Source organism: Paractinoplanes ovalisporus, assembly GCF_016834655.1.
Classification (GTDB): Bacteria; Actinomycetota; Actinomycetes; order Mycobacteriales; family Micromonosporaceae; genus Actinoplanes; species Actinoplanes ovalisporus.
The window spans coordinates 407527-432298 of the sequence record NZ_JAENHP010000003.1 but is presented as its reverse complement, the minus strand read 5'-3'; the positions used below and the strand labels follow the sequence as shown (position 1 = coordinate 432298).

Sequence of the window (24772 nt, the reverse complement as noted above, 5' to 3'; positions counted from 1 at the left end):
CGCCCGGCCGCGTCAACGCTGGAGACATGGAGCAAGCACTGGCGCCACCGGAACCGGTCGACGGCCGGCTGCCACCACCGGAGCTCTTCCGCGACCTGCGCACTTCGGCCGGGGGTCTCGGCGCGCGCGAGGCGGCACGCCGGCTCACCGTGTACGGCCCGAACCAGCTCACCCGGCGATCGCGGCCGCGCTGGCCGTCCCAGTTGCTCGCCCAGTTCACCCAGCCGCTGGCGCTGCTGCTCATGGTGGCCGCCGGGCTGGCCTGGCTGGGCGGCACGCCCTCGCTGGCGGTCGCGGTCGTGGCGGTCATCCTGCTCAACGCCGTGTTCGCGTTCGTCCAGGAGATGCAGGCCGAACGCGCTGTCGAGGCGCTGGCCGCCTATCTGCCCGCCACGGCGCGGGTGCTGCGCGACGGCGCGCCGGCCGAGATCGCCGCCGGGGATCTGGTGCCCGGCGACATCGTGGTGGTCGGCGAGGGAGACCGGATCTGTGCCGACGGCCGGCTGATCGACGGCAGCGTCACGGTGGACATGTCGGCGCTCAACGGCGAGTCCGTGCCGGCCTTCCGCTCGGCCGACGCCGAGGTGGTGGCCGGCCCGCTGCTGGAAGCGGGGGAGCTGGTCTTCAGCGGCACCGCCTGCGTCGCCGGCCAGGCTCACGCCCTGGTCACCCGGACCGGAATGCACACCGAGATCGGCCGGATCGCCGCGCTGTCGCAGCGCGGCCGCACCGAACCGAGCCCCCTCGAACGTCAGGTCCGCCGGGCCACGTGGGTCATCGCCGCGGTCGCGGTGGCGGCCGGGGCGGCCTTTCTCCCCATCGGCATCGTCGCCGGGCTCGGCTGGGCGGCCGCGATCAGCTTCGCCATCGGGCTGCTGGTCGCCAACGTGCCCGAGGGGCTGTTGCCGACCATCACCCTGGCCCTGGCGGCCGGCGTGCGTGACCTGGCCCGCGGCGGGGCGGTCGTCAAACGGCTGTCGGCGGTGGAGACACTGGGCTCCACCACGGTGATCTGCACCGACAAGACGGGCACACTGACCTGCAACCGGATGCAGGTGACCCGGCTCTGGCTGGCCGGGACCGAGTTCGCCGTCTCCGAGGCGTCGGGTGACCCTCGCGCGATGCGGCTGGCCCGCACCGCGGCGCTGTGCACCACGGCCGGCAACGGCGGCGCGCAGGACCCGACCGAGGTGGCTCTGCTGCGGCTGGCGGAGACCTTGGACGATCCCGTACGACCTCCGGACCGTGACCGGGAGCGGCGCGCGTTGTTCCCGTTCGACGCCCGGCTCAAGCGCATGTCCACCATCGACGGGGATGAGTTGCACGTCAAGGGCGCGGTCGAGTCGGTGCTGCCCCTGTGCGCCGACGTGCTCGGGCTCACGGGCGTCCTGGCCCTGTCGCCGGAGATCCGGAACGACCTCGCGGCGACGGTGGACCGGTACGCGTCAGCCGGCCTGCGGGTGCTGGCCCTGGCCGTCCGGCCCGTCGGACCGGGGCAACCGGCCGGCCGGGACGAGGCGGAGTCCGGACTGACCCTGCTCGGGCTGGTCGCGATGGCCGATCCGCCGCGTCCCCAGGTGGCCGAGGCGGTGGCGGCCGCGCACCGGGCCGGCATCCGGATCCACGTCATCACCGGTGACTACGGGCCGACCGCGGCCGAGATCGCGCGTCAGGTCGGCCTGCCCGGGCGCCGGATCGTCACCGGCGCCGAGGTGGAGCGGCTCAGCGACGCCGGCCTGGACCGGTTGCTCGCCGGTGACGACGAGATCGTCTTCGCGCGGTCCTCCCCGGAGGGCAAGCTGCGCATCTGCGAGGCCCTGCGCGCGGGCGGGCAGATCGTGGCCATGACCGGTGACGGGGTCAACGACGCGCCCGCGCTGCGACACGCGGACATCGGTGTCGCCATGGGCCGCTCCGGCACCGATGTCGCCCGCGAGGCCGCCACCATGGTCCTGACCGACGACAACTTCGCGACGATCGTGCGGGCCGTCGACTCGGGCCGCCGGGTGTTCGACAATCTGCGCAAGTTCGTGCTGTACATCTTCGCGCACGCCGTGCCGGAGGTCGTACCGTTCCTGATCTTCGCGCTGTCCGGCGGTGCGGTTCCGCTGCCGCTGACGGTGCTGCAGATCCTCGCGATCGACCTGGGCACCGAGACGGTGCCGGCGCTGGCGCTGGGCCGCGAACGGGCCGAGCCGGGAACCATGGAGCGGCCGCCACGCCCGCCCCGTGCCGGCGTCATCGACCGGCGTCTGCTGTGGCGGGCATGGGGCCTGCTCGGCGTCGTCTCGGCGGTGCTCGTGACGGGCGGGTTCTTCGCCGTTCTGTGGCGGGCCGGGTGGCATCCGGGTGACCCGGTCGGGCCCGGCTCGGCGCTGCATCACGCGTACCGCCAGGCGACCACGATGACCTTCGCCGGCATCGTCGCGTGCCAGCTGGGCACGGCGTTCGCGGCCCGCACCGACCACGCCTCCCTGCGCTCGATCGGCCTGTGGACCAACCGGCTGCTGCTGGCCGGTATCGCGTTCGAGCTGGTCTTCGCGGCCGCTCTGATCTTTGTGCCGCCGGTGCAGGCCGTTTTCGGCACGGCCGCCCTGGCCCTGTGGCAGGTGCTGCTCCTGCTGCCGATGCCCGTTGTCGTCTGGTCGGTGGACGAGCTCTCCCGGTGGCGCCGCCGCCGGGCGGCTCAGGACCCGCGGGACCGGGTCCTTCGGCCCTGCCGGGACCGGACCGGCGGCGAAACGCTGAGGGTATCGACGACAACAGGAGGACCACGATGACCTACCGCATCGCGATCAACGGTTTCGGCCGCATCGGGCGCAACTATCTGCGGCGGCTGACCGAGGAGAAGTTCCACGGATCCGGCCTCGAGGTGGTGGCGATCAACGACCTGTACGACGCGCCCACGCTCGCGCATCTGGTGGAGTACGACTCGACGTTCGGTCGCCTCGGCGCCGAGGTCGGTGTCGCCGACGACGACTTGATCGTCGGCCGGCAACGGATCCCGACGTTCCGGCGGCGTAGCCCGGAGGAACTGCCCTGGTCCGAGCTCGGCGTCGACCTGGTGATCGAGTCGACCGGCAAGCTGCGCTCGCGCGACGACGCGGCCCTGCATCTCAAGGCGGGCGCCGCACGTGTGCTCATCTCGGCCCCCGGCAAGGGCGTCGACGCGACTCTGGTGCCCGGTGTCAATGCCGACACCTACGACCCGGTGCGCCACCAGATCGTCTCCGCGGCCTCGTGCACCACCAACTGTGTGGCGCCGCTGGTCAAGGTGCTGCACGAGGCGTTCGGCATCGAGCGCGGCTATCTGACCACGGTGCACGCCTACACCAACGACCAGAACGTGCTGGACGCGCCGCACAAGGACCCGCGCCGGGCCCGCGCGGCCGCGGTCAACATCATCCCGACCAGCACCGGGGCGGCCAAGGCGGTCGGCCTCGTGCTGCCCGAACTGGCCGGACGTCTCGACGGCGTCGCCCTGCGGGTGCCGGTGGTGGACGGGTCGGTCAGCGACCTGACCCTCGAGTTCGTCACCGAGGTCACCGCCGAGCGGATCAACGAGGCGGTTGCCTCGGCCGCGGCGGGCCCGGGGCTGCGCGACATCATCCGGTACACCGACGCGCCGCTGGTCTCCTCCGACATCGTCGGCGATCCCGCCTCGTGCGTCTTCGACGCCCGGCTGACCCAGGCCCAGGGCCGGCTGGCCAAGGTGTTCGGCTGGTACGACAACGAGTGGGGCTACACCAGCCGCCTCGTCGACCTGACCCTGCAGATGGCCGGGCGGTGACGTCATGCGAGCCAAGGACATCATGTCGAGTCCCGTGCACACCGTCTCCCAGACGGCTCCGGTCGAGGCCGCGGCCGCCCTGATGACCGCCAAGTCGGTGACCGCCCTGCCGGTGGTCGACGACGACGGTCGTCTCGTCGGGATGGTCAGCGAGAGCGATCTGCTGTGGCACCGGGTGCCGTCCGACCCGACGGCGCAGCTGCGGCCCCGGCCCGACACCGATCCGGCCGACCGGCCGGGCATGGTCATGGAGGTGATGGCGACCTATCCGCTGGCCACCCGGCCCGACATGGACGTGGCCGACGTCGCCGAGGCCATGCTGGAGCACGACGTGCGCAGCCTGCCGGTGCTGGACGACGGAGCCGTGGTTGGCATCGTCAGCCGCCGTGACATCCTGCGGGCGATGGTGCGGACCGACGCGGCGCTGGCGGCGGAGGTGCAGCACCGGCTCGACGAGTACAGCGACGGCGGATCACGCTGGACGGTGGCTGTCGAAGCAGGAGTCGTCACCGTCACCGGGGACTACGACGACGAGACCGAGCAGGCGGTCGTCATGGTGCTGGCACGGACGGTGCCCGGCGTCGCCGCGGTGCGCACCGGCCAGCCGTCGGCTTCGTGAGCACATACGAACGGGGGTGGCGCCGAGCGGCGCCACCCCCGTTCGCGTGGTCACCGGTGCCGGGTGATCAGCACCGGGCAGGCGGCAAGCCGGAGCAGGTGCAGGCCGGTCGATCCCAGCAACGCGGCCCGGACCGGGCCGCGGCCGCGGCTGCCCACCACCATCAGCCGGGCACCGGCGGAGGCGTCGACCAGAGCCGGCGCCGCGTCGTCATCCACCAGGCGCACCTCGACGGCCACCTGCGGATACTTCTCGCTCCAGGGCGCGACGTCGCGTTCAAGCCGGGCCCGCCCGGCCGGGTCCGCTCCGCCGGCCCGCACCACGACCAGACGACTGCCGCGGCCGGCCGCCGTCTCGAAGGCGTCGGCCAGCACGGGCCCGGCCGCGGGGGAGTCGTCGACGCCCACCACGACCGGCCCGTCGGCGGCGGCGCGGCCCCGCACGACGGCGACCGGACACGACGCGTGACCGGCGACGCGCTCGCTGACCGAGCCCAGGAGCATGCCTGCGAACCCCCCTCGGCCGCGGTGTCCGAGCACCACGAGCTGGGCATCGCGGGCGGCGTTCGTCAGGCACTCCGCCGGACGCCCGAGCAGGGTGTCCGACCGGACGGAGAGTTGCGGCGCGATCTCCGCGGCCCGGCGCGCCGCGGCCGCGACCAGGGCGTTGCCCGAGGCCCAGACCACCTCGACGTAGGTGTGGCCGGGGAGCTCGCTGGAATCGACCGGATGCCACTCGAGGACGTGGACGATGCGCAGCGGTGCGTGGCGGCGCTGGGCCTCGTCGACCGCCCACACCAGGGCGGAGGCGGCGGGATCGGCGCCGTCGAGGCCGACGAGAACGGGACGGGAGGTCATGACCGGCTCCGTCCGTCAGCGCGCGGTCTCGTGCGCGACCACGACCGGGCAGGTGGCGTGGCGCAGCAGATGCTGACTCACCGAGCCGAGCAGCAGACCCCGCAGCGAGCCGCGTCCGTGGGTGCCCACCACGAGCAGTCCCGCGGTGCGGCTCTCGTCGGTGAGCATCGCCGCCGGGTGCTCGACCACCGCATGGGTGACGACGTGCACCTGCGGATACTTCTCGCGCCAGCCGGCGACCAGCTCGTCGAACGAGCGGCGCGCGCCGGCGCGAACGCGTCCCGCCGAGAACGGCGTGGCATCCCACATCCCGACGACCGGTGGCCAGGCCCGGATCACCCGCAGCTTCTGGCCGTGAGCCGCCGCGTGGTCGAAGGCGAACGCGAGGACGGCGTGCGACGAGGCCGACTCGTCGATGCCGGCGACCACGGGACCATGCGCGTCCGGGCGTCCGCGGACCACCACGACGGGGCAGCGCGCGTGGGCGCTGACCGCGACGCTGACCGAACCGAGCAGACCGGATACGGCGCTGTATCCGTGGGAACCCACGACGATCAGGTCGGCGCCGGTGGAGCGGTCGATCAAGGTCAGGGCGGCGCCGGCGTCCACCGTCGTGGCGGTCACGGTGACCTCGGGATGGGTCTCGGCGGCCGACGCCAGGGCCTTGGTCAGGGCGTCGTCGATCCCGTGCCGGATCTGCTCCTCGGGCAGGATGACGGGCGACGGAATCATCGAGGCCGCCGGCGCCCAGGCCGGCCACTCGTAGGCGTACAGGAACTGCACCGACGCCCCGGTCCGGGCCGCCTCGTCCAGGGCCCATCCGGCGGCGAGCCGCGCTTGCGGTGAACGGTCGTACCCGACGAGGATCTTCTTTCTGGTCATGACGGCCTCCTTCCGAGGCGTTACGCGGCGCGAAGGGCGCGCAGCGTGGGGTCCGGTTCGGTGCCGGTCGGCGCGAGGCGCAGCTTGGCGTCCACCGCGACGACGCCACCCGGGCCGGCGAGCACGGGGTTGAGATCGAGTTCGGCGATCGCGGGAAAGTCCTCGGCCAGCCGGCCGACGCGCAGCAGCAGGTCCTCCAGCGCCGCCGTGTCGACCGGCTCCGCGCCGCGGTACCCGGTGAGCAGGGGCGCCCCCCTGAGACTGCGCCACATCCGGCCGGCGTCCAGATCGGTCATCGGCACCAGACGCAGCGCGTGGTCGCCGAGCAGGTCGGTCTGGACACCGCCGAGGCCCAGCAGAACCACCGAGCCGAACAACGCGTCGTGCGTGACTCCGGCGACCAGTTCCACCGGCTCGGTCCGCTGCCGCTGCACCAGCGCCCCGGTTCCCGGCCGCCCGGCGGCGCACACCGTGCCGTACGCGCGGCGGACCTGATCCGGATTGCTCAGGCCGAGACACACACCCTGGACGTCGGTCTTGTGCACCAGGTCGGGATCGGCTGACTTGAGGACCACCGGGTAACCGATGCGGTCGGCCGCGATCACCGCCTGGTCGGCCGACAAAGCCGGCCACGCCGGTTCCAGGCTGATGCCGTAGGCGGCGAGGATCTGGCTCGTGAGTTCGTAACTCTGCCAGCCGCCACCGGCCGCCAGCGCGGACTCGACCAGCGCCCGGGCCGGCCCGGTACGGATGTCCGGCAGGTCCGCTCGGCCACCCAGCGGCTGCCGGCGCCACTCCGCGTACCGGGACGCGTGGGCCAGCGCGCGGACGGCCTTTTCCGGCAGGTCGTACACGGGCGCCTTCCGCCGGCCGAGGCCGAAGGTGGGTTCCGGGAGGCCGATCGCGGCGACGGCGACACTCAGGTCCGGGTGGCGGTCGGCCACCGAGCCGAGTGCGGCGAGGATCCCGGCCGCGTCGTTGGCGCGGGTGCCGATCACCACCAGCAGAAGCATGTCGGCCTCACCGGAGCCGGCCACCGTCGCGACCGCCTCGGCGAACGCGGCCGGGGACGCTCCCGCGCCCAGGTCGACCGGGTTGTCCGGGCCCGCGGCCGCGCCGGCCACCGAGGCCACCTGGTCACGCACCGCGGCGCTCAAGGGCGGCACCGTGAGACCGGCCGCCTCGGCGGCGTCGGCGGCCAGCACGTTCAGGCCACCCGCGTTGCCGACGACGGCGAGCCGGGGGCCGGTCGGCAAGGGCTGGTCGGTCAGCATGCGGGCGGCGTCCATGAGTTCGCCCAGGCCGTCCGGGCGGACGACACCGGCCTGGGCGAACAGGGCGTCCACGGTCGCAGCCGGAGCCGCGGCGGCCGCGGTGTGCGACGCGCCCGCGCGCCGCCCCGAGTCCGACCGGCCGCTCTTGATGGCGAGCACCGGCTTGCGGCGGCTCAGGGCACGCACCGTCCGGGCGAACTTGCGGGGATTGCCGAACGACTCGAGATAGAGGGCGACCGCCCGGGTGGCGGGGTCGTCGTACCAGTAGGCGATGAGGTCGTTGCCGCTGACGTCCGCCTTGTTGCCCAGGGAGACGAAGCTGGAGACTCCGTGACCGGAGCGCCGGGCATCCTCCATGACCGCGATGCCGACGGCGCCCGACTGGGCGGCCACGGCCAGACCACCGGCGCCCGGGGCGGCCGGCGCGAAACTGGCGTTCAACCGGACCTGGGGATCGGTGTTGACGACACCCAGGCAGTTGGGGCCGACCACGCGGATCCCGTTGCGGCGCGCGAGCTCGACCAGTTCGTGCTGCCGCTCGCGGCCGTCCGGTCCGGTCTCCGCGAACCCCGCGCTGAGCACGACGGCCGCCCGCACCCCGACCGCGGCGCCGTCGGCGAGAACCCCGGGGACGTCAGCCGCCGGCACGGCCACGACCAGCAGGTCGACCGGTGGCGGAAGCCGGCGCACCGAGCGGCAGGCGGCGATCCCGGCGACGTCGCGTCCGCTGCGGTTGACGACGTGGAGCCGGCCGCTGAAGCCGTACTCGCGCAACGCGCGTGCGGTCTCGTGGCCGACACCCCCGGCCCGGTGACCGGCCCCCACGACGGCAACGGAGCGGGGCGACAGCAGCGCACTCAGGGAAGCCCGTTCGGCCGTGCGGTCGCGCATGTCCACGGCGGACGACGGCTCGCCGGTGCCGACGTCGAACCCGACGTCGACGATGCCGTCGTCGAACCGCGACCAGGCGTGTGCGTCCAGGTCCCGCGCGACGCGCAGCATGGCCATGTTGCCCGGCAGCACCTCTCCGACCAACTGACGGATGCCTTCCTGGCGGGCCAGCGCGGTGAGGTGTTCCAGCAGCAGCGTGGCGATGCCGCGGCCGTGGTGGACGTCGGCGACGAAGACCGCGAACTCGGCCTGATGGCCGGTGTCGTCGGTGCGGTCGCACGCCGCCACACCGATCACGTCGTCGCCGTCGAGGGCGAGGACGGCGAGGTGCCGGGTGCTCTGCGGCCGGCAGAGCCGGTCGACCTCGACGTCCAGGGAGGGCCCGCTCGGCGCGGCGAAGAACCGGAGCCGAAGACTTTCCGGGCTGCCCGCGCGATAGAGGGCGCTGAGCCCCGGGCGGTCGTCCGGCCGCACCGGCCGGACCGCGATGATCCCGCCGTCCGAGGTCAGGACGTCGGTGGCGGTGCCGGTGTCGCTGCGGTACATGACCTTCTCCGTTCAGGAAGGCGGGGCCGGCCAGGGCCGGCGCTTCTCACTTGCGCGAGCGGCGGGGAGTTCCTTCCACGACGAGCGGGTGCGCCCCCAGCAGGCGGGCCCACCACGGCCGGGGCGCCCCGGGCCGCACCCGGGGGCGGCCCGCGCCCCGCACGCTGACCCAGCCGCCGGGGCCCATGGTGACCGGGCCGACCGCCGGCCGGCGCGCGGTCACCGCCGCGGTGGCCGCCGCCACGACGACGGCGGCCGACAGGGTCAGCAGCGCGCCGCCCAGCCGGGTCAGGTCGACCACGGGGCGGTACACCACGCCGTCGTGGGTGACGATCCAGGCACCCACGGCACGTTCGCCGTCCAGGACAGGTACGACCGTGGCCGCCGGCGGGACAGGCGCCGGCACCGGCCGGGTCGCGACTGTTGTGCTCATTGCCGTACCCCCTTCATCGGCTGTCGGACGTGGACGCGTCCCCAGCCGCTCGGCCGGCTTCCAGGCGGGCGATCGGCACCCGGAACGGGGAGCAGGACACGTAGTCGAGGCCGGCGTCGTGGAAGAAGCGGACCGAGGCCGGATCGCCGCCGTGCTCGCCGCAGACGCCGACGGTCAGCCCGGGGCGGGCGGCCCGGCCGCGGGTCACCGCGATACGGACCAGCTCGCCGACGCCCTCGGAGTCGATCGTCTCGAACGGCGAGACGCCGAAGACACCCAGCTCGAGGTAGCGGCCGAAGAACGCGCCCTCCACGTCGTCGCGGGAGAAACCCCACGTCATCTGGGTCAGGTCGTTGGTCCCGAACGAGAAGAACTCGGCGGCACCGGCGATCTGCCCGGCGATCAGGGCGGCCCGGGGGACCTCGATCATCGTGCCGATCCGGATCGGCGGCGCGCCGGGCACGCCGGCCAGTACGGCCTCGGCCTCCGCCCGTACGGTCTCCAGCTCCTGCACGGCACCGACCAGCGGCACCATGACCTCCGGCCGCGGGTCACCGCCGGTCGCGACCCGGGCCGCCGCCGCCTCGGCGATCGCCCGGACCTGCATGGCGAACAGGCCGGGGATGACCAGCCCGAGCCGCACGCCGCGCAGACCCAGCATCGGGTTGGCCTCGTGCATGCGACGGACGGCGGCCAGCAGCACACCGTCGCGCCCGGCGTCCCGGCCGAGGGCCTCGGCGCGGGCGACCCGGGCGGTCAGTTCCTCCAGGGGAGGCAGGAACTCGTGCAGCGGCGGGTCGATGAGCCGGATCGTGACGGGCAGGCCGTCCATCGCGGCGAACAGCTCCTCGAAGTCCGCGCGTTGCAGCGGCAGCAACGCCGCCAGCGCCTGCGCGCGACCGGCGTCGTCCTCGGCCAGGATCAGCCGTTCGACCAGCACCCGCCGGTCGCCCAGGAACATGTGCTCGGTGCGGCACAACCCGACGCCGGTCGCGCCGAAGCGGCGGGCGCGGGCCGCATCCGGGCCGGTGTCGGCGTTGGCGTGCACCCCGAGCGTCGCCGTGTGATCAGCGTGGATCATGAGCCGTTCGACCGCGGACAGCAGCGGGTCGCCGTGCGCCGTCACCTCCCGCTCGAAGTAGCGCACCACCTTGGACGCCCGCACCGGAACGGCGCCGGCGTAGACGCGGCCGGTGGACCCGTCGATGGAGATGGTGTCGCCGGCCGACAGCGTCCGGCCGTTGATGCTCACCACGCCGTCGCCGATGCGCAGCTCGTCGGCGCCGCACACGCAGGTCTTGCCCATACCCCGGGCGACCACCGCGGCGTGTGAGGTCTTGCCGCCCCGGCTGGTCAGGATGCCCTGGGCGGCGATCATGCCGGGCAGGTCGTCCGGGTTGGTCTCGCGCCGCACCAGGATGACCGGCCCGATGGCCGCGGCGGCCTGGGCCGAGTCGAAGACGATCGCGCCCACGGCCGCGCCCGGCGAGGCCGGCACGCCGGTCGTCAGCGGCGTCCCGGCCGCCTCCTCGTCGAAGCTCGGGAACATCAGCTGAGCCAGTTGCTCACCGCTGACCCGTTGCAGTGCCTCGTCGAGGGTGATGGTGCCCTCGTCGACCAGTTGTGCGGCGATGACGAAGGCGGCCGCGGGCGTGCGCTTGCCGACCCGGGTCTGCAGCATCCACAGCTTGCCGTTCTCGATGGTGAACTCGATGTCGCACAGGTCCCGGTAGCGCTGCTCGAGACGTTCCATGATCGACAGTAGTTGCCGGTAGCTCGCGGGATCGATCGTGCCCAGTTCGGCCAGCCCGACGGTGTTGCGGATGCCGGCGACGACGTCCTCGCCCTGGGCGTTGCTCAGGTAGTCGCCGTAGACGCCGCGCCGGCCGGTGGCCGGGTCGCGGGTGAAGGCCACGCCGGTGCCGGAATCCGGTCCGCGGTTGCCGAAGACCATCGCCATGACGTTGACCGCGGTCCCCAGCTCCTGCGGGATGCGCTCCTTGCGCCGGTAGACCCGGGCACGTTCGGCGTTCCACGACCGGAACACCGCCGTGATGGCGAGGAAGAGCTGTTCGTGCACCGACTGCGGGAAGTCGCGCCCGGTGTGGCCGTGGAAGACCTTCTTGTACGCGGTCACGAGCTCGCGTAGTTGCGGGGCGCTCAACTCGGCGTCGGAATGCACCCCGGCGGCGTCACGGGCGTGCGCCAGTTCGGTCTCGAAGTCGCCGCCCGGCACGTCGAACACGGTGCGGCCGAACATCTGGATCAGGCGGCGGTACGAGTCCCAGGCGAACCGCTCGTCCGACGTGCGCCGCGCCAGCCCGGCCACGGTGGCGTCGTTCAGTCCGATGTCGAGGATCGTCTCCATCATGCCCGGCATGGAGAACTTCGCGCCCGAGCGTACCGACAGCAGCAGCGGGTCGCCCGGGTCCCCGAAGGATTTGCCGATCTTGCCCTCCACCAGCCGCAGATGGTGCTCCACCTCGGCCGGCAGGGCCTCGGGCATCGATCCGGTGTGCAGATACTCGCGGCAGGCGTCGGTGGTGACGGTGAAGCCGGGCGGCACCGGCAGTCCCATCCGGGTCATCTCGGCCAGGTTGGCGCCCTTGCCACCGAGCAGGTCCTTGAGGTCCTTGTTGCCCTCGACGAAGTCGTACACGTATCTGCTCATCACGGGTCGCACCCCTCTCGTTTCTCCAGTGGTAGCCCGGCTGAGGGCCTGCCCTGTAGGGCCGGACGTCCCTACTCGACGGGCCGGGCCACGACGAGGGTGAGCAGCGAGACCCCTGACAAGGAGGACAGCCATGAAGGGACTTGTGTACGGCGGCCCGGGTGCGCGGGAGTGGGCGGAGATCCCCGACCCCGTGATCGCCGATCCCCGTGACGCGATCATCCGCGTGGACGCGGTGACCATCTGCGGGACGGATCTGCACATCCTCGGCGGGGACGTGCCCGAGGTCGCGGCCGGGCGGGTGCTGGGGCACGAGGCCGTCGGCACCGTCGTCGAGACGGGCGGCGGCGTGGCGGCCCTGGCCGAGGGCGACCGGGTGCTCGCCTCCTGCATCTCGGCGTGCGGTGTCTGCCGTTACTGCCGGCAGGGTGCGTACGGGCAGTGCCTGGGCGGCGGGGGCTGGATCCTCGGCCACCTCGTCGACGGCGTGCAGTCGGAGTACGCCCGGATCCCGTACGCGGATCTGTCGACGTACAAGCTGCCGGACCAGGTCACCGACGAGGCGGCCGTGCTGCTGGCCGACATCCTGCCCACCTCGTACGAGGTCGGGGTGCTCAACGGCCAGGTCCGCCCGGGTGACACCGTCGCGATCGTGGGCGCGGGCCCGATCGGTCTCGCGGCGGTCCTGACCGCGCGGCTCTACTCACCGGCGCACATCGTCGTGATCGACAAGGCCGAGACCCGTCTGCAGGCGGCCAAGCTGTTCGGCGCCGACACCACGGTGACCGCCGGAACCCAGGATCCCCTCGCGGCCGTGCAGGCCCTCACCGGCGGGCTCGGCGCGGACGTGGTGATCGAGGCGGTCGGCGTCCCCGACACCTTCGAGCTGTGCACCACGCTCGTGCGTCCCGGCGGCCGGGTCGCCAACATCGGGGTGCACGGCAAGCCGGCCACCCTGCACCTCGAGGACCTGTGGATCCGCAACGTGACCATCACGACCGGGCTGGTCGACACGTTCTCCACCCCGCGGCTGCTCGACATGCTGGTCGCCGGTCAGCTCGACGCCGGACCGATGATCACGCACCGGTTCGGCTTCGGTGACTTCATGCACGCGTACGACGTCTTCGCCGACGCCGCGCACACCGGCGCTCTCAAGGTCGTGGTGTCGCGATGAAGCCCTGGACGCTGGTCGCCGCCGCTGTCGGAGTGGCGGCGGCCGTGGCCACCTCGCCGCCGGTCCGGCGGTACTGCCTGACCTGGGGCGCGTCGGCCGAGGAGGCATCCGCGGCACTGCCCGGCGACGACCTGCTCCCGGTCGCCGCCGTGCAATCCACCCGGGCGATCGCCATCGGCGCCGAACCGTGGGCCGTGTGGCCGTGGCTCGTGCAGATGGGCAGCGGTCGTGGTGGGGCGTACACGTACGACTGGATCGAGAACCTGTTCGGCCTGGACATGCACAGCGCCGACGAGATCCGGCCCGAGTTCCAGAAGCTGGCCGTCGGCGACACGCTGCCGTTGAGCCCGGACCAGCCGCCCATGCGGGTGGAGATCTGCGAGGAGAACCAGACGCTGGTCTTCCGGTCGGCCGACGGCGTGTGGGTCTGGGCTTTCGTGCTGCGTGCCCGGGACGGCGGGACCCGCCTCATCAGCCGGAACCGGATCAGCCCACCGGACCGCCGCTTCTTCTACGACCTGCTGATGGCGCAGGGGAGTCTGGTCATGGAACGCAAGATGCTGCTCGGCATCCGGCAGCGGGCCGAAAAACTTCAGGTGGCGGGTCTTTCGGCCCTGACCCGTGCGGTCGTGAGTTCCTAACGTCGTCGGCAGAGCGAGGAGGGACTGGGATGAGGACCTGGATCGTGGACGACGTGATGACGACCGAGGTGGTCACCGCCGGGCCGTCCGCCTCCTACCGGGAGCTGGTCGACCTGCTGGCCGGCCACCGCGTCAGCGCCGTTCCGGTGACCGACGAAGGGCATCACGTCATCGGTGTGGTGTCCGAGACCGACCTGCTGCGCAAGATCGAGTACGGGGGTGACGAGGACCCCCGGCTGTTCGAGGGACGTCGCCGGCGCGGCGGGCGGGCCAGAGCGCTCGCCGACACGGCCGACGGTCTCATGAGCAGCCCGCCGGTCGTCGTCATGTTGGGTACGCCGATCGCGACCGTGGCCCGCATGATGGACGCCGAGGAGGTGAAGCGGCTTCCGGTCGTCGACGACGCCGACCGGCTCGCCGGCATCGTCACCCGCGGCGATCTGCTGCGCGTGCACCTGCGTCCGGACAGTGAGATCGGTGCGGACGTCCGGTCCGAAGTGTTCCAGGCCCTCCTCGCCGGCCGCCTCGAGGCCGTGAGCATCGACGTGCAGAAGGGTGTGGTGACCGTGGCCGGCCACGCCGACCGGTGGTCGACCACCGATCTGGTCGAACGCATGACCCGTCAGGTGCCGGGCGTGGTCCGGGTCGTCGACGAACTGGACTTCGATTACGACGATCGCCAGATCCTCGTGCCGGCCCGGCTCTACGGCGAGGCGTGAGCCGCCGCCATGACGTCGTTGAGTGTTTTCGACCTGCTGAGCCTGCACAGCTTCGTCGCCGACCTGCCCAGCGGCTGGCTGCACCGGTTGGCGACGGCGGGCCGGCCGGTTCTGCACCCGGCCGGCACGCGGCTGTTCCGGGAGGACGCCGTCGCCGACCGCTTCTGGCTGCTGACCGGCGGAGTGGTCGCGATCGACTTTCACGTTCCCGGCCGCGGCGACATCGTGGTCGAGAGGGTCGGCGCGGGCGACGTGCTCGGCTGGTCGTGGTCGCGGCCCCCGCACCGCTGGCGTTTCGGCGCGATGATCGCCGAGGACATGCGCGCCGTCGAGCTGGACGCGCGTGTGGTGCGCGAGCTGATGGTCGAGACGCCCGATCTGGGCCTGGAGTTCGGTGGCCGGCTCCTGGACGTGGTGGCCCGGCGGCTGCAGGCGGCCCGCCACCGCCTGGTCGAGCTGTACGCCTACCCGTCCGGCCCGCACTGACAGGACACAGGTCTCTGTCCCGGTCCGGCGACCCGGCGCACGCTGGCCTCATCGACCGTCGTCCGTCCTCCTCGGAGGTCACCATGTCCCTCAACGCCGTCCAGCAACGCGAAACTCCGGGCGCGCAGCGCACCGGGTACGCCGTCGCGGCCGTTGTCAACGGCGCCCTGCTGCTGCTGGTCAACTGGTGGCCCGGTTGGCAGGCCGTGCCGTTCCTGACCGTCGAGACCGAGCGTGTGCTGACGCTGGTCAACCTCTCGCTGCTGGCCGGCGTCGTCGCGAACCTGCTTTACCTGCTCCGCCCGGCGTCGTGGGTGGTGCCGGCGGGCGGGCTCGTCACCACCGGCATCGGCCTGGTCGTCCTGGTCCGGATGTGGCAGGTCTTCCCGTTCGACCTCGGCGCCGGCTCGTGGTGGAACGTAGTGGTGCGCGTGCTGCTGGTGGTGGCCATGGCCGGGTCGGTCATCGCCCTTCCCGTGCAGCTCGTCTCACTGGCCGGTCGTCTCCGCCTGCGGTGAGGCCGGCGACCGGTCCAGAAGAGTGCGGGTCCACTCGCCGATCGCGGCCCAGTCCCGCAGGTCCCGGCGCTCCGACCGGCCCCGCCGCCGGGGGTCGGCCCCGCCGAACAGGCCGACCGCGACCGGCGTCAGCCACGGCACGGCGGCCAGGGCCCGATGCAGTTGCTCCCAGCTGCGGTGCCAGGCCTCCTCGTCGTCGCGGCGGGGGCCCAGGGCGAAGACGGCGACCGGAACCGTGCCCAGGTCCGTTCGGTGCCGCTTGAGGAAACGGCGCGCGTCACGATGCCAGCGTCCCGAATACAGGGGTGCGCCCAGCACGATCAGACCGTAGCCGTGCAGGCGGCCGGCCACGGCATGCGCGGGCACGACTTCGATCGGACGACCGGCGTCGTGGGCCAGCGTGCCGATGAGGTCGGCCACCTCCCGCGTCGAGCCGTTCTTGGTGGCATAGGCGACGAGGACGCGGGTGGGGAGCGTGGACATGATCATCCTCTCGGTCCGTTCACCGTGCGTACGCCTGCAGCGCCGTGAGCAGCGCGGTGAGCCCGGCTTTGGCGTCGGCGAAGAGCATCGCCGTCCGGGGTTCGGTGTAGAGCTCGTTGTCGATCCCGGCGTATCCGTGCCCGAGGGATCGCTTGATGACGATGACGCTTTTGGCCTTGTCGACGTCGAGGATCGGCATGCCGGAGACGGGGTTGCCGGGTCGTCGGGCGGCGGGGTTGGTCACGTCGTTGGCGCCGATGACGAGGGCCACGTCCGTACGGGGGAATGCGGGGTTGCTCTCTTCGAGGTCTTGAAGTTGCTCGTAGGGGGCGTTGGCCTCGGCCAGCAGCACGTTCATGTGCCCTGGCATGCGTCCGGCGACCGGGTGGATCGCGTAGGTCACTTCGACGCCGTGGGAGGTGAGGGCCTGGGCGAGGGCGACTGCTTCGTGCTGGGCTTGGGCGGCGGCGAGTCCGTAGCCGGGGACGATCATGACCTTTGCCGCGTACGCGAGTTGGATCGCGGCGTCGTCGGCGGTGATCTCGCGTACGGCTGCGGACCCGGCCCCCACCGCGACCGTGACGGCGTCGCCCGTGCCGTAGCCACCCGCGATGATCGCGCTGATGGGCCGGTTCATGGCGTCGGCCATGAGCTTGGTCAGGATCGCGCCGGCCGCTCCGACCAGGGCGCCGGCGATGATCAATGGCGTGCTCTCCAGGACGAAGCCGGCCATCGCCACTGCCGTGCCGGTGCAGGCGTTGAGCAGGGAGATGACGACGGGCATGTCGGCTCCGCCGATCGGCAGGGTGAGCAGCACCCCGGCCGCCAGGGCGCAGGCCGCGACGCCGTAGAGGGCGGTGACCGGCGCGTCGAGGCCGATGACCAGCACCCCCAGGCCGGCGGCGACCACAGCGAGTCCGGACACGGCGGCGCGGCCCAGCGGGACCGTGATCGGGCGGCCCGGCACCCGGCCGGCGAGTTTGCCCGAGGCGATCAGGGAGCCGCTGAACGTGAGCGCCCCGATCAGCACGTCGAGTACGCCGGTGACTTCGGCCTGGGTGGAGGCCGGGCGGTCGCCGAGTGCGATCAGGGCGGCCGCGCCGCCGCCGACGGCGTTGAACAGGCTGACGAGTTGGGGCATGGCGGTCATCCGGACGACGCGCGCTGCGATCAGACCGGCCGCGGTGCCGCCGGCCGCACCGAGGCCCAGGGCCCAGGCCGCCCACGCGTCGACCTGTCCGCCTTTGATCAGTACGGCGAGGGTGGTCAGGATCGCGACGCCCATGCCGGCGGCGGAGACCTGGTTGCCGCGGCGGGCGGTGGCGGGCGCGTTCATCAGGTGCAGCCCGATCACGAAGGCGGTCGCGCAGAGCAGGTAGATCAGGTGGACGACGGTGTCGAAGCCGCTCATGACCGGCTCCGGAACATGGCGAGCATGCGGTCGGTCACCACATAGCCGCCGGCCACGTTCATCGCGGCGAAGAACGCGGCTACGGCCAGCAGCGCATAACCGGCCGGGGTGGAGATCGAGGCGGCCAGCAGCATGACCCCGACCAGCACGACGCCGTGGATCGCGTTGGCGCCGGACATCAGCGGCGTGTGCAGGGTGGCCGGCACCTTGCTGATCACCTCGAAGCCGACGAGCAGGCCGAGCGTGAAGACGGTCAGATCGGCCAGCAGCAGCGGGCTCATGAGGGGGCTCCCGCCCGGTCGGCGAGCGCGGCGAGCACCCGCGGATGAATCACCTGTCCGCCCTCGCTGACGACGACGGCCCGGAGGATTTCGTCGTCGCGACCGGGATCCGGCACGCCGTCCGGCATCAGCAGTCCGAGGAGGGCGAGCACGTTCCGCGCGTACGCGGTCGAGGCCGCCGCCGGCACGGTCGCCGCGAGCTCCGGGGCCGTGATCACGGTGACGTCACCGACGAGACGACGGGTGGCCGCCGGCACGCCTTCGACGTTGCCGCCGAGGTCGACCACCACCGATCCCGGTCTCATGGCGTACAGGGCCGCCTCGGTGACGAGCAGCGGCGACCGCCCGCCGGGAACCCTCGCCGTCGTGATCACCACGTCGAACCGGGGGACGACGCCGGTCAGCGCGTCCCGTTGCCGGTCGGCCTCGTCGTGGAGCAGCGTCCGGGCGTACCCGTCGTCGGTGCTCTGCGCCTGGCCGAGGTCGAGAACGGTGGCCCCGGTCGAGGCGATGTCCGCCTGCGCGGCCGCCCGCACGTCGTATCCGGTCACCCGCGCGCCGAGGCGCCGCGCGGTGGCGATGGCCTGGAGCCCGGCGACCCCGGCCCCGACGACCAGCACCTGTGCGGGGCGGGTGGTGCCGGCGGCCGTGGTCAGCATCGGGAAGAACCCCGGGTACGTCTCGGCGGCCAGCACCGCCGCCTTGTAACCGGCCACGTTGGCCTGCGAGGTGAGCGCGTCCATCGGCTGGGCGCGGCTGAGGGTGCGGGGGAGCAGGTCGAGACTGACCGCGGTGACACCGGCGGCGGCGAGCTGGTGCACCGGTCCGGGGTCGTCGAGCGGGTCGAGCTGCCCGACCAGCACCTGACCGGGCCGGCACCGGGCGGCGGCATCCGGCGGGAGGCGCAGGCAGAGCAGCACCTCGCTGTCGTCGTACACCCGCTCGCGGGAGACGACCGAGGCGGCGGTGTACGCGTCGTCGGCGAAGAAGGCCGCCTGGCCCGCCCCGGCCTCGACCAGCACGCGGGCGTCGCGGCCGGCGAGGGTCCGGGCGGTGTCCGGCGTGAACGCCACCCGGCGTTCGTCGTCCGCGGTCTCGCGCAGCACTCCGACCGATGTCATCGTCGTCTCCCGTCCGGTCGCGGAGCCGCCCGGCCGGTCGGGCCGGGCGGCTCGGTGCGGTTCGCCGTGTCAGATGAGCCAGCGGTTCTTCTGCACGATTGGCAGGGCGGCCCACCATTTGCCCAGGCCCCATGTGTGCCCGGCGTAGGTGAGGGCCAGCACGACCGCCGCGACCCCGTAGATGAAGTGGTAGTCGGTGATCGGGTTGGTCGACATGCTCGGCTCGCCGCCGGTGGTCGTCTTGTCCAGCGGCCACTCGGCCGCCCACATCAGGGCCATCATGAGCACCGCGGCGCCCGCGGCCAGGCGCAGCCCGATGCCGAGAACGAGCGCGAGACCGATGCCGAGCAGGCCCAGCATGAACAGCCAGTCCGCCCAGGCGTCGCCGGCGATGTTGTGGAAGAAGCCGTCGAACGGGCCGACGTCCACACCGGACAGGAAGCCCTTGGTCGGCGATCCGCCGTTGATCCAGGCGCGCGCCGACGGGGTCGCGAAGCCCCAGCCGAATGTCTTGTCGAAGAAGGCCCACAGGAACACGAACCCCGTGGAGATGCGCAGGAAGGCCAGCGCACGAGCAGCGGTGTGGGTGAGCATGGAGCCGGGTGCCTCGACCTTTTCGAGGTGGGCGGCCGGGCCCCGGCCGGTGGTGGTCATGGTGTCCTCCTCAATGGATTTCGTACCTTCGACCCTGCCGGACCGGCGCGCTCAGCACCTGAGCCCAAGCGCCTGAGTCGCACAGGTCCAAAGTCCCTAACCCCGGCCCGGACGGGCATCGGCCGGGAAGCGTTCCGGCCCGCGGGTGGCCATCTCCTCGTACACCTGCCAGCGCTGGTCGACGGCCTCCTGCGCCAGCGCCGCCAGCCGGTCCGCCTCGGCCGGGTCGGTGTCGCGCAGCCGGCGGAACCGCAGCTCCCGCTCCGTGTAGTCGGACAGGGGAGTCCGCGGCCGCGGGGAATCGAGCAGGAAGGGGTTGCGCCCGGCCGCGCGCAGCACCGGGTCGTAGCGCATCAGCGGCCAGTAGCCGCAGCGCACCGCCCGGTGCTGCTGGTCGAGCCCGGTGCGCATGTCGATGCCGTGCGCGATGCAGTGCGCGTACGCGATGATCAGCGACGGCCCGTCGTAGGCTTCGGCCTCGCGCAGTGCGCGCAGGGTCTGCTGCGGGTCGGCGCCCATCGCCACCCGGGCCACGTACACGTTGCCGTAGGCGATGGCCTGCAGGGCCAGGTCCTTCTTGGGCGTGGTCTTGCCGGCCGCGGCGAACCGGGCGACCGCCGACAGCGGGGTGGCCTTGGACATCTGGCCGCCCGTGTTCGAGTAGACCTCGGTGTCGAGCACGAGGACGTTGACGTCCCGCCCGCCGGCCAGCACGTGATCGAGCCCGGCCGAGCCGATGTCGTACGCCCAGCCGTCTCCGCCGACGATCCACACGCTGCGCCGGATCAGATGCTCCAGGACGCTGCGCAGATCGGCGACGTCGGGATCGCCGGGCGCGACCGCGTCCAGCCGGCGGCGGAGTTCGTCGAGGCGCTCCCGCTGGGCGGCGAAGTCGGATTCGCGTCGCTGCGGCGCGCTCAGCACGGCGTCGACGAGTTCGGCGCCGAGCCGGTGGCGCAGCCGGCCGAGGCGGTCGGCGGCGAGCCGGTGGTGCAGGTCGGCGGCGAGCCGGAAACCCAGGCCGAACTCGGCGTCATCCTCGAACAGCGAGTTCGACCAGGCCGGGCCGCGGCCCTGGGCGTTGCGGGTCCACGGGGTGGTGGGCAGGTTGCCGCCATAGATGGAGGAGCAGCCGGTGGCGTTGGCGACCATCAGCCGGTCGCCGAACAGCTGGGACAACAGCTTCAGGTACGGCGTCTCGCCGCAGCCCGCGCAGGCCAGCGAGAACTCGAACAGCGGTTGCAGGAACTGGGCGCCCCGGACGGTGCCGAAGTCGACCCGGGAGCGGTCGGCCTCGGGCAGCCGCTCGAAGAAGGCGATGTCGGCCCGGCCGACGGCCAGCCGTGGCTCGCGGGGCTCGAGGTTGATCGCCTTGTGGGGCGGGGTGCCGATCGGGCAGGCCTCGACGCACAGCCCGCAGCCGGTGCAGTCCTCCAGGTAGACCTCGAGGGTGAAGGCGCTGTCGGGCAGACCGCGGGCGTTGAGCGGGGCGGACGGGAAGCAGTCGGGCGCCCCGGCCAGCTCCTTGACGTCGTACAGCTTGGAGCGGATGACGCTGTGCGGGCAGACGAACGAGCAGGTTCCACATTGGATGCAGGTCTGCGGGTCCCACACGGCCACCAGGTCGGCGATGTTGCGCTTCTCGTAGGCGGTGGTGCCGCCGGGATAGGTGCCGTCCACGGGCAGGGCGCTGACCGGCAGCCGGTCGCCCTGTCCGGCCAGCATGACGCCGGTGACCTCCCGTACGAACGGCGGCGCGTCCGGGGGCACCGGGGGCGGGCGGTGTCGGGTGGAGGTGACCCGGCCGGGTGTCTCGACCCGGCGCAGCGCGGCCAGGGTGGCGTCGACCGCGGCGTGGTTGCGCGCCACCACCTCGGGCCCGCGTTTGGCGTACGTCCGGTTGATCGCTTCTTTGATCCTGTCGATGGCCGCCGCCCGGGGCAGCACCTCGGAGATCGCGAAGAAGCACGTCTGCAGGACGGTGTTGGTCCGCCCGGGCAGCCCGTTGTCGGTGGCGATGCGGTCGGCGTCGATCGCCCAGACGGTGAGCCCGCGCCGGAGGATCTGCTCCTGCACCTCGCGGGAGAGCTCGTCCCAGACCCGCTCGGGGCGCGGGCAGTTGAGCAGCAGCGTCCCGCCCGGCGCGGCGCGGTCGAGCACGTCGACCCGGTCCAGCAGTCCCAGGTGATGGCAGCCGACAAAGTCCGCCTCGGCGATCAGGTAGGGCGCGCGGATGGGCCGGGGCCCGAAGCGCAGGTGCGACACCGTCATCGAGCCCGACTTCTTGGAGTCGATGACAAAATAGCCCTGGGCGTGCACCCGGGGATCCGCCCCCAGGATCTTGATCGTGTTCTTGTTCGCGCCGACCGTGCCGTCCGAGCCGAGCCCGTAGAAGAGCGCGCGGACCGTGCCCGGCGGCTCGATGTCGAGACGCTGGTAGGCCAGGCTGGTGCCGCCGACATCATCGTGGATCCCGACCGTGAACCGGGCCCGGGGCGTCTCGCGGTCCAGCTCGGCGAACACGCCGGCGACCATGCCGGGCGTGAACTCCTTGGAGCCCAGGCCGTAGCGGCCCCCGATCACCCGCGGCGCGGTGCCGCCGCGACTCTCGGCCAGCGCGGCCAGCACGTCCAGGAAGAGCGGTTCGCCGTGCGATCCGGGCTCCTTGGTGCGGTCGAGCACGGCGACCCGGGTCGCCGTGGCCGGGATGGCGGCGGCCACCGCCGCCGCCGGGAACGGCCGGAACAGGCGGATCTGCAGGACGCCGACCCGTTCTCCGGCCTCGGTCAGATGCGCGACGGTCTCCCGGGCGGTCTGCCCGCCCGAGCCCATCAGCACGACCACGCGCTCGGCGTCCGGCGCCCCGGTGTAGTCCACGATGTCGTACCGGCGGCCGGTGCGGTCGCCCAGCTCGGTCATGGCGGCGCGGACCGCCTCGGGCACGCGGGCGTAGAACGGGTTCACGGTCTCGCGACCCTGGAAGTAGACGTCCGGGTTCTGCGCCGTGCCCCGGACGACCGGGTGCTCCGGCGAGAGCGCGCGGGCCCGGTGCTCGCGGACCAGTTCACCCGGCACCAGCGCCCGCAGGTCGTCGTCGTCCAGGGTCTCGATGGTGTTGATCTCGTGGGAGGTCCGGAAGCCGTCGAAGAAGTGCACGAACGGCACCCGGGTCCGCAGCGTGGCCGCCTGCGCCACGAGGGCCAGGTCGTGGGCCTCCTGCACCGAGGCGGCGGCGAGCATGGCGAAACCCGTGGTCCGCGCGGCCATCACGTCGGAGTGGTCGCCGAAGATGGACAGGCCCTGCGCGGCGAGCGAGCGGGCGGCCACGTGCAGCACGGCCGGAGTCAGCTCACCGGCGATCTTGTACATGTTCGGGATCATCAGCAGCAGGCCCTGCGAGGCCGTGAACGTGGTGGTCAGCGCGCCGCTCTGCAAGGCGCCGTGCAGAGCCCCCGCGGCGCCGCCCTCGCTCTGCATCTCGGCCACGGTGGGCACCGAGCCCCAGATGTTGGGCCGTCCGGCGGCGGACCACTCGTCGGCCAGTTCGGCCATCGCCGAGGACGGCGTGATCGGATAGATGCAGCACACCTCGTTGAGCCGGTAGGCCACGCTCACGCAGGCCTCGTTGCCGTCCACCGTCGCGCGGGTCACGGCGTCACCTCCGGGATCAGCGAGATGGCGTGCACGGGACACTGCTCGAAGCAGGTGCCGCAGCCGGTGCACCGGTCGTAGTCGAACCGGTACCGCAGGCCCGGACCGAGCTTGATCACGGCGTCCTCCGGGCACGCGCCGAGGCAGCCGTCGCACTCGAAGCAGGTGCCGCAGGACAGGCAGCGGGCCGCCTCGTAGCCGGCGGCCGCCGCGTCGAGCCCGCCGACGACTTCGGTGAAATCACCGGCGCGGGTGCGGGGATCGCGTTCGGCCTGCACCCGGCGGCCGGCGTCGGCGAAGTACCAGGGATGCAGGTCGGCGAAGCCGGCCACCGGCGCCGGAACAGACCCGGCCGCGGTCTGCCGGCGCAGGAACGCGTCGATGTGGGTGGCCGCGGTCCGGCCGTGGCCGACGGCGACCGTGACGGTCCGTTCGGCGGGCACCATGTCACCGCCGGCGAACACCCCCGGGCAACCGGTCATCAGCTGGGGCGAGACCACGACGGTGCCGCCCGCGGCGAACTCGATGCCGTCGACGTCCTGCAGGAAGGCGGTGTCCGCGCGCTGGCCGAGGGCGAGCACGACGGTGTCGGCGGCCAGCACCTCGGTGCGCCCGGTGGGCACCGGCCGGCCCTCGTCGTCCAGCTCCATGACCTCCACGGTCAGCTCCGGACCGTCGAATGCCTGGATGGTGCGCAACCAGTTGATTTTGACGCCCTCCCGTTCGGCCTCGCCGGCCTCCTCGGTATGCGCGGGCATCTGGGCCCGGGTGCGGCGGTAGACGATCAGCGCCTCCTCGGCGCCCAGCCGCTTGGCGACCCGGGCCGCGTCCATGGCGGTGTTCCCGCCGCCGTAGACGGCCACCCGACGGCCGATGGCGGGCCGTTCACCGGCCGCGACCCGATGCAGCAGACCCACCGCGTCGACGATCCGGCCGGCCTCGCGGGCGGGGATGTCGACCCGCTTGGACAGATGGGCGCCCACCGCGACGAAGACGGCGTCGAACCGGCCGTCACGTCGCTCCGCGGTCAGATCCCGTACGGGCCGGGAAGTCTCGATCTCGACGCCGAGCGCGGCGATCCGGTCGATCTCGGCCGCCAGCACCTCGCGCGGCAGCCGGTAGGCGGGAATGCCGTAGCGCATCATGCCGCCCGGCTCGGCCTCGGCGTCCCGGATCACGACGTGATGCCCGCGCCGGGCCAGGTGGTAGGCCGCCGACAGACCGCTGGGACCGGCCCCGACGACCAGCACGCGCTTGCCGGTGTCCGGCGCCGGCGGGTCGAGGCGCCAGCCCCGCTCGAGTGCGAGGTCGCCCAGGAAGCGTTCCACCGCGTGGATCGAGACCGGGCTGTCGAGGTCGGCGCGGTTGCACACGTTTTCGCACGGGTGGTAACAGACCCGGCCGTGGACGGCCGGCAGCGGATTGGCCGTGACCAGGCAACGCCAGGCCCGCTCGTGCTCACCGGAGCGGGTCAGGGCCAGCCACTGCTGGATGTTCTCGCCCGCGGGGCAGCCCGCGTTGCACGGCGGCGTCAGATCGAGGTAGACCGGCCGCCGGCTGCGTGCGGGCCCGCCCCGGGCCTCGTCGGCGCGCAGGTCGGGCGGTGCGGTCAGATCGTCCGGGGACCGGCTCATGGCTCCTCCCGCGTCGGGGTAGACCTCCATGCAACA

The 24772-nt window shown here is 72.8% G+C and carries 20 protein-coding genes; 8 read left to right on the top strand and 12 right to left on the bottom strand.

Annotation, left to right across the window (positions count from 1 at the left end):
- Window positions 1–26 precede the first annotated feature (26 nt).
- The 3 genes from JIG36_RS12250 to JIG36_RS12240 are packed head-to-tail and all read left to right on the top strand — an operon-like array spanning window position 27 to window position 4409.
- The gene (locus JIG36_RS12250; protein ID WP_203376227.1) at window positions 27–2780 is read left to right on the top strand and encodes a cation-translocating P-type ATPase; all 2754 of its coding nucleotides are present in this window, start codon (window positions 27–29) and stop codon (window positions 2778–2780) included.
- Entirely contained in the window at window positions 2777–3790 is a 1014-nt protein-coding gene (gap, locus tag JIG36_RS12245; RefSeq protein ID WP_203376226.1) for a type I glyceraldehyde-3-phosphate dehydrogenase, read from the top strand. Before JIG36_RS12250 ends, gap begins: the two co-directional genes overlap by 4 nt.
- 4 nt (window positions 3791–3794) lie before the next feature.
- Entirely contained in the window at window positions 3795–4409 is a 615-nt protein-coding gene (locus JIG36_RS12240; protein WP_203376225.1) for a CBS domain-containing protein, read from the top strand.
- Between the two features lie 50 nt (window positions 4410–4459).
- Here JIG36_RS12240 and JIG36_RS12235 read toward each other — a convergent pair whose 3' ends face one another.
- The 5 genes from JIG36_RS12235 to ppdK are packed head-to-tail and all read right to left on the bottom strand — an operon-like array spanning window position 4460 to window position 11963.
- Window positions 4460–5266, bottom strand: a complete 807-nt coding sequence (locus tag JIG36_RS12235) for a universal stress protein (RefSeq protein WP_203376224.1) — start codon at window positions 5264–5266, stop codon at window positions 4460–4462.
- A 15-nt stretch (window positions 5267–5281) separates the two neighbouring features.
- Window positions 5282–6148, bottom strand: a complete 867-nt coding sequence (locus tag JIG36_RS12230) for a universal stress protein (RefSeq protein WP_203376223.1) — start codon at window positions 6146–6148, stop codon at window positions 5282–5284.
- Between the two features lie 20 nt (window positions 6149–6168).
- On the bottom strand, window positions 6169–8859 hold the full coding sequence (locus JIG36_RS12225; RefSeq protein ID WP_203376222.1) for a bifunctional acetate--CoA ligase family protein/GNAT family N-acetyltransferase: 2691 nt from the start codon (window positions 8857–8859) through the stop codon (window positions 6169–6171).
- A gap of 46 nt (window positions 8860–8905) precedes the next feature.
- The gene (locus JIG36_RS12220) at window positions 8906–9292 is read right to left on the bottom strand and encodes a hypothetical protein (RefSeq protein ID WP_203376221.1); all 387 of its coding nucleotides are present in this window, start codon (window positions 9290–9292) and stop codon (window positions 8906–8908) included.
- 13 nt (window positions 9293–9305) lie between these two features.
- Window positions 9306–11963 carry a pyruvate, phosphate dikinase gene (ppdK, locus tag JIG36_RS12215; protein ID WP_203376220.1) on the bottom strand — a complete coding sequence of 886 codons (2658 nt, stop codon included), beginning with the start codon at window positions 11961–11963 and terminating at the stop codon, window positions 9306–9308.
- 133 nt (window positions 11964–12096) lie between these two features.
- Here ppdK and JIG36_RS12210 point away from each other — a divergent pair, with 133 nt between their 5' ends.
- The 5 genes from JIG36_RS12210 (at window position 12097) to JIG36_RS12190 (ending at window position 15501) form a co-directional block, all read left to right on the top strand.
- Window positions 12097–13137 (top strand): zinc-dependent alcohol dehydrogenase family protein, encoded by a 1041-nt coding sequence (locus JIG36_RS12210; protein WP_203376219.1) that lies wholly within the window; start codon window positions 12097–12099, stop codon window positions 13135–13137.
- Window positions 13134–13778 (top strand): SRPBCC family protein, encoded by a 645-nt coding sequence (locus JIG36_RS12205; RefSeq protein WP_203376218.1) that lies wholly within the window; start codon window positions 13134–13136, stop codon window positions 13776–13778. Before JIG36_RS12210 ends, JIG36_RS12205 begins: the two co-directional genes overlap by 4 nt.
- A gap of 29 nt (window positions 13779–13807) precedes the next feature.
- Window positions 13808–14497: a CBS domain-containing protein gene (locus tag JIG36_RS12200; RefSeq protein ID WP_203376217.1), complete on the top strand. Its 690-nt coding sequence runs from the start codon at window positions 13808–13810 to the stop codon at window positions 14495–14497.
- A 9-nt stretch (window positions 14498–14506) separates the two neighbouring features.
- A complete protein-coding gene (locus JIG36_RS12195) occupies window positions 14507–14983 on the top strand; it encodes a Crp/Fnr family transcriptional regulator (RefSeq protein ID WP_203376216.1) in 477 nt (158 codons plus the stop codon).
- 83 nt (window positions 14984–15066) lie between these two features.
- Entirely contained in the window at window positions 15067–15501 is a 435-nt protein-coding gene (locus tag JIG36_RS12190) for a hypothetical protein (protein ID WP_203376215.1), read from the top strand.
- Here JIG36_RS12190 and JIG36_RS12185 read toward each other — a convergent pair.
- From JIG36_RS12185 to JIG36_RS12155, 7 genes are all read right to left on the bottom strand, one after another.
- Window positions 15472–15984: a flavodoxin domain-containing protein gene (locus tag JIG36_RS12185; RefSeq protein WP_203376214.1), complete on the bottom strand. Its 513-nt coding sequence runs from the start codon at window positions 15982–15984 to the stop codon at window positions 15472–15474. The genes JIG36_RS12190 and JIG36_RS12185 overlap by 30 nt on opposite strands.
- Window positions 15985–16003: 19 nt before the next feature.
- Window positions 16004–17395 carry an NAD(P)(+) transhydrogenase (Re/Si-specific) subunit beta gene (locus tag JIG36_RS12180; RefSeq protein WP_203376213.1) on the bottom strand — a complete coding sequence of 464 codons (1392 nt, stop codon included), beginning with the start codon at window positions 17393–17395 and terminating at the stop codon, window positions 16004–16006.
- Window positions 17392–17676: an NAD(P) transhydrogenase subunit alpha part 2 gene (locus JIG36_RS12175; protein WP_203376212.1), complete on the bottom strand. Its 285-nt coding sequence runs from the start codon at window positions 17674–17676 to the stop codon at window positions 17392–17394. The genes JIG36_RS12180 and JIG36_RS12175 overlap by 4 nt, the downstream gene beginning before the upstream one ends.
- Entirely contained in the window at window positions 17673–18797 is a 1125-nt protein-coding gene (locus JIG36_RS12170; RefSeq protein WP_203376211.1) for a Rossmann-fold NAD(P)-binding domain-containing protein, read from the bottom strand. Before JIG36_RS12170 ends, JIG36_RS12175 begins: the two co-directional genes overlap by 4 nt.
- Before the next feature lie 69 nt (window positions 18798–18866).
- Complete coding sequence (locus tag JIG36_RS12165; RefSeq protein ID WP_203376210.1) at window positions 18867–19451, bottom strand: DoxX family membrane protein; 585 nt, start codon at window positions 19449–19451, stop codon at window positions 18867–18869.
- Between the two features lie 96 nt (window positions 19452–19547).
- Window positions 19548–23102, bottom strand: a complete 3555-nt coding sequence (gene nifJ, locus JIG36_RS12160) for a pyruvate:ferredoxin (flavodoxin) oxidoreductase (protein ID WP_203376209.1) — start codon at window positions 23100–23102, stop codon at window positions 19548–19550.
- On the bottom strand, window positions 23099–24736 hold the full coding sequence (locus JIG36_RS12155; protein ID WP_203376208.1) for an NAD(P)-binding protein: 1638 nt from the start codon (window positions 24734–24736) through the stop codon (window positions 23099–23101). The genes nifJ and JIG36_RS12155 overlap by 4 nt, the downstream gene beginning before the upstream one ends.
- Window positions 24737–24772: the final 36 nt, after the last annotated feature.

Bases quoted from the DNA above. Each gene is read 5' to 3' on its own strand.
- JIG36_RS12165 (WP_203376210.1), bottom strand. From the start codon at position 19,451: ATGACCACCACCGGCCGGGGCCCGGCCGCCCACCTCGAAAAGGTCGAG.
- JIG36_RS12180 (WP_203376213.1), bottom strand. From the start codon at position 17,395: ATGAGCGGCTTCGACACCGTCGTCCACCTGATCTACCTGCTCTGCGCG.
- JIG36_RS12240 (WP_203376225.1), top strand. From the start codon at position 3,795: ATGCGAGCCAAGGACATCATGTCGAGTCCCGTGCACACCGTCTCCCAG.
- ppdK (WP_203376220.1), bottom strand. From the start codon at position 11,963: ATGAGCAGATACGTGTACGACTTCGTCGAGGGCAACAAGGACCTCAAG.
- JIG36_RS12220 (WP_203376221.1), bottom strand. From the start codon at position 9,292: ATGAGCACAACAGTCGCGACCCGGCCGGTGCCGGCGCCTGTCCCGCCG.
- JIG36_RS12210 (WP_203376219.1), top strand. From the start codon at position 12,097: ATGAAGGGACTTGTGTACGGCGGCCCGGGTGCGCGGGAGTGGGCGGAG.
- JIG36_RS12185 (WP_203376214.1), bottom strand. From the start codon at position 15,984: ATGTCCACGCTCCCCACCCGCGTCCTCGTCGCCTATGCCACCAAGAAC.
- JIG36_RS12195 (WP_203376216.1), top strand. From the start codon at position 14,507: ATGACGTCGTTGAGTGTTTTCGACCTGCTGAGCCTGCACAGCTTCGTC.
- JIG36_RS12175 (WP_203376212.1), bottom strand. From the start codon at position 17,676: ATGAGCCCGCTGCTGCTGGCCGATCTGACCGTCTTCACGCTCGGCCTG.
- JIG36_RS12200 (WP_203376217.1), top strand. From the start codon at position 13,808: ATGAGGACCTGGATCGTGGACGACGTGATGACGACCGAGGTGGTCACC.
- JIG36_RS12155 (WP_203376208.1), bottom strand. From the start codon at position 24,736: ATGAGCCGGTCCCCGGACGATCTGACCGCACCGCCCGACCTGCGCGCC.
- gap (WP_203376226.1), top strand. From the start codon at position 2,777: ATGACCTACCGCATCGCGATCAACGGTTTCGGCCGCATCGGGCGCAAC.
- JIG36_RS12205 (WP_203376218.1), top strand. From the start codon at position 13,134: ATGAAGCCCTGGACGCTGGTCGCCGCCGCTGTCGGAGTGGCGGCGGCC.
- JIG36_RS12190 (WP_203376215.1), top strand. From the start codon at position 15,067: ATGTCCCTCAACGCCGTCCAGCAACGCGAAACTCCGGGCGCGCAGCGC.
- JIG36_RS12235 (WP_203376224.1), bottom strand. From the start codon at position 5,266: ATGACCTCCCGTCCCGTTCTCGTCGGCCTCGACGGCGCCGATCCCGCC.
- JIG36_RS12170 (WP_203376211.1), bottom strand. From the start codon at position 18,797: ATGACATCGGTCGGAGTGCTGCGCGAGACCGCGGACGACGAACGCCGG.
- JIG36_RS12230 (WP_203376223.1), bottom strand. From the start codon at position 6,148: ATGACCAGAAAGAAGATCCTCGTCGGGTACGACCGTTCACCGCAAGCG.
- JIG36_RS12250 (WP_203376227.1), top strand. From the start codon at position 27: ATGGAGCAAGCACTGGCGCCACCGGAACCGGTCGACGGCCGGCTGCCA.
- JIG36_RS12225 (WP_203376222.1), bottom strand. From the start codon at position 8,859: ATGTACCGCAGCGACACCGGCACCGCCACCGACGTCCTGACCTCGGAC.